This window comes from Amycolatopsis kentuckyensis, assembly GCF_002155975.1.
In the GTDB taxonomy this organism is placed as follows: Bacteria; Actinomycetota; Actinomycetes; order Mycobacteriales; family Pseudonocardiaceae; genus Amycolatopsis; species Amycolatopsis kentuckyensis.
Genome location: NZ_MUMI01000669.1, coordinates 1 through 2,544, shown reverse-complemented (window position 1 = coordinate 2,544; position 2,544 = coordinate 1). Strand labels below are relative to the sequence as shown.

Genomic DNA, 2,544 nt, shown 5'->3' with positions numbered 1-2,544 from the left:
GCCGGATGATGATCTGCTCGCAGGCGCCCTTCCCGAACAGCGCCGCGCTGTTGCCCGCCAGGGACAGCAGGCCGCTGTCGATCGCGGCGAGCTTTTCGGCTTCGGCTTCGGCGACCGAGTCCGACGCGGTGAGGGGGAAGCCGTCCACGCTCATGATCAGTGCGTGGCTGACGCCGTGCACCTTGCGCACGAAGTCGTCGAGCAGCCAGGCGAAGTTCGCCGTGGCCGGGTGGGGCGCGCTCACGGGGCGGTTCCTCCGGGCGTCTCGTCCTGGCGGGTGCGGTTCTCCGCGAGCGCGGCCTGCTCGCCGTCGGCGAACGCGCCGAGGTCGGCGAGCAGCTGCGCGTGCCCGGCCGTGTCCCCGGACGGCGGCGGTGGCGCGGGCGGCGGTTCCGGCGCGGCCCCGCGGATGCTGCCGGGCACGCGGCGCGGCAGGCCGTTCGCCGTGGTCCCGCCGACGGTCCCGTCGACCGGACGGGGCCGCGGGCTGGGCTTGCGGGACGCCGGCGGCTCCGGCGCCTCGCGCGGGAAGGTGCCGGCACGGCGGCGCGGCAACCCGCCGACGGTGGCCGGCTCGCGGCCGGCCCCGGTCTCGGCCGGTTCGCCGGTGGCGGTGCCATCCGGGGCTCCGCCCCGCGCCGGGGGCTCCGCCACCCGGACCCCCGGACCGAAGGCAGCGCCATCCGGGGCTCCGCCCCGCGCCGGGGGCTCCGCCACCCGGCCGAAGACAGTGCGAGTGCCCGACCAGGCGTGTTCGGCGAGCTCGGTGACGATGCCGGTCGGCAGCAGCACGGTGGCGACCGTGCCGTGCGGGCTGCGCCGGTCGAGCCGCACGGTGACGCCGTGCCGGGCGGCCAGGCGGGCGACCACGGCGAGCCCCATGTGCCGCGCCGAGGCGTCGTCGAGGTCGCCGCCCGCGGCCAGCCGCGCGTTGAGGTCGCCGATGCGGTCGGCGGGGATGCCGATGCCCTCGTCCTCGATCCGGACGAGCACGCTGCCCTGCTCGGTCAGGTGCGCGCTCACGTGCACCGGCGAGCTCGGCGAAGACTGGTTGGCGGCGTTGTCGAACAGCTCCGCCAGCACCCGGCCCAGGTCTTCCGCGGCGAAGCCGACGACGCCGAGGTTGACCACGCGGCCGATGGTGATCCGCGCGTAGTGGTTGATCGACGACATCGCCTCGCGCATGAGGTCGAGCACCGACGTCGCGCGGGCGGCGTCGCCCGCGGTGTCCTGCCCGGCGAGCACGCGCAGGTTCTCGGCGTTGCGCCGCAGCCGCGTGGCGAGGTGGTCGAGCTGGTAGAGCTCGGCGAGGCGGTGGTGGTCCTCCTCCCCCGCCTCCAGCTCTTCCAGCCGCGCGAGGAGCTGGTCGAGGAGGTTGAGATCACGCAGGGACACGCTGGCGCAGATCTCGGCCAGCACGCCTTCGCCGGACGGCGCCGCCACCGGCTCCGGCCGGGTCAGCTCCACGAACGCCGGCCCCGCCGCGGGTGCGTACCCGGGGTGTTTCGGAGGCGCGGTGAGGAACTGCGCGGCGGCGACGCGCGAGCGGTCCAGCAGGACGCGTGATCGATCCAGGAGTTCCCGGGCCCGGCTCGCCATGTGGTCCCACTTCTTCCTTGATCGCTTGGTGCAACGACGGTGCTGCGCCGACCCCCGGCGGCGATGCGGGACATGCAAGCAGAAAGGTTCGTGGGATGTCCACAGCCGGTCCCCGCGCGATCGCCGTGCGTGATCATGATTTCGGAGCGTCGCCGCTGGTGAGCGCAGTGGATTAGGCCATTCGGTTCAATTTTGCAAATTGCGGCCCGCAACAGAGCGCACACGGCCGCCGAACGCGCAGCTGGGACAGGCCCTGCCCGCGAAATCCCAGGTCGTGCCCGATTCGTCCCAAGTTTGCGGGCCGCGCACTTTTTTGCGTGGCACGCAAGTTTTTCGCTACACTCTGCACATGCCGCCGGAAGAACCACCGAAGCTGACCCTGCGCGAGCGGAAGAAGCGCGAGGCCCGCCGGGCCCTCGCGCAGGCCGCCCTGCGGCTGACGCTGGAGCGGGGGCTGGAGAACGTCCGGGTCGAGGACATCGCCACCGAGGTGGGTGTCTCGCCCCGGACATTCAACAACTACTTCTCCAGCAAGGAGCAGGCGGTCTGCTCGGTCGTCGCCGACCGGCACGAGGGGATGCGCGAAGCCCTGCTCGCCCGGCCCGAGGGCGAGCCGCTCTGGGAATCCGTCAAGCAGGCGGTGCTGGAGCAATATTCGCGTGAAGGCGAACCCGATCGCGCGTATGTTGCGCGTATCCGGGAGCTGATGGGCCAGCTCGTGCTGCGTGGCGAATTCCTGAACGCCCACGCGGCGGTCGAGCGGGTCCTCGCCGAAACGATCGCGAAACGGGTGGGCGGTGTGGACCACCTGCTGTGCCGGCTGATGGCCTCCTCGGTGGAAAGCGCCGTTCGCGTCGCCTTCGTGAACTGGTTCACCGAAGACGAGCCGCTCCTGCCGACGCTGGAGCGGCTGCTGGACGAGCTGGCCGCCGGGATGCCGACCCT

The 2,544-nt window shown here is 72.6% G+C and carries 3 protein-coding genes; 1 reads left to right on the top strand and 2 read right to left on the bottom strand.

The window, feature by feature from the left end; genetic code table 11:
* The coding region (locus tag CCN39_RS45255) for a roadblock/LC7 domain-containing protein (RefSeq protein ID WP_143264412.1) at positions 1-244 on the bottom strand (244 nt) is incomplete at its 3' end.
* The gene (locus tag CCN39_RS45250; protein WP_086853069.1) at positions 241-1,599 is read right to left on the bottom strand and encodes an ATP-binding protein; all 1,359 of its coding nucleotides are present in this window, start codon (positions 1,597-1,599) and stop codon (positions 241-243) included. The genes CCN39_RS45250 and CCN39_RS45255, both read right to left, overlap by 4 nt.
* A gap of 349 nt (positions 1,600-1,948) precedes the next feature.
* On the opposite strand from CCN39_RS45250, the gene CCN39_RS45245 reads away from it, so the two are divergent.
* On the top strand, positions 1,949-2,544 hold a 596-nt coding region (locus tag CCN39_RS45245; protein ID WP_086853067.1), incomplete at its 3' end, for a TetR/AcrR family transcriptional regulator.

Bases quoted from the DNA above. Each gene is read 5' to 3' on its own strand.
- CCN39_RS45250 (WP_086853069.1), bottom strand. From the start codon at position 1,599: ATGGCGAGCCGGGCCCGGGAACTCCTGGATCGATCACGCGTCCTGCTG.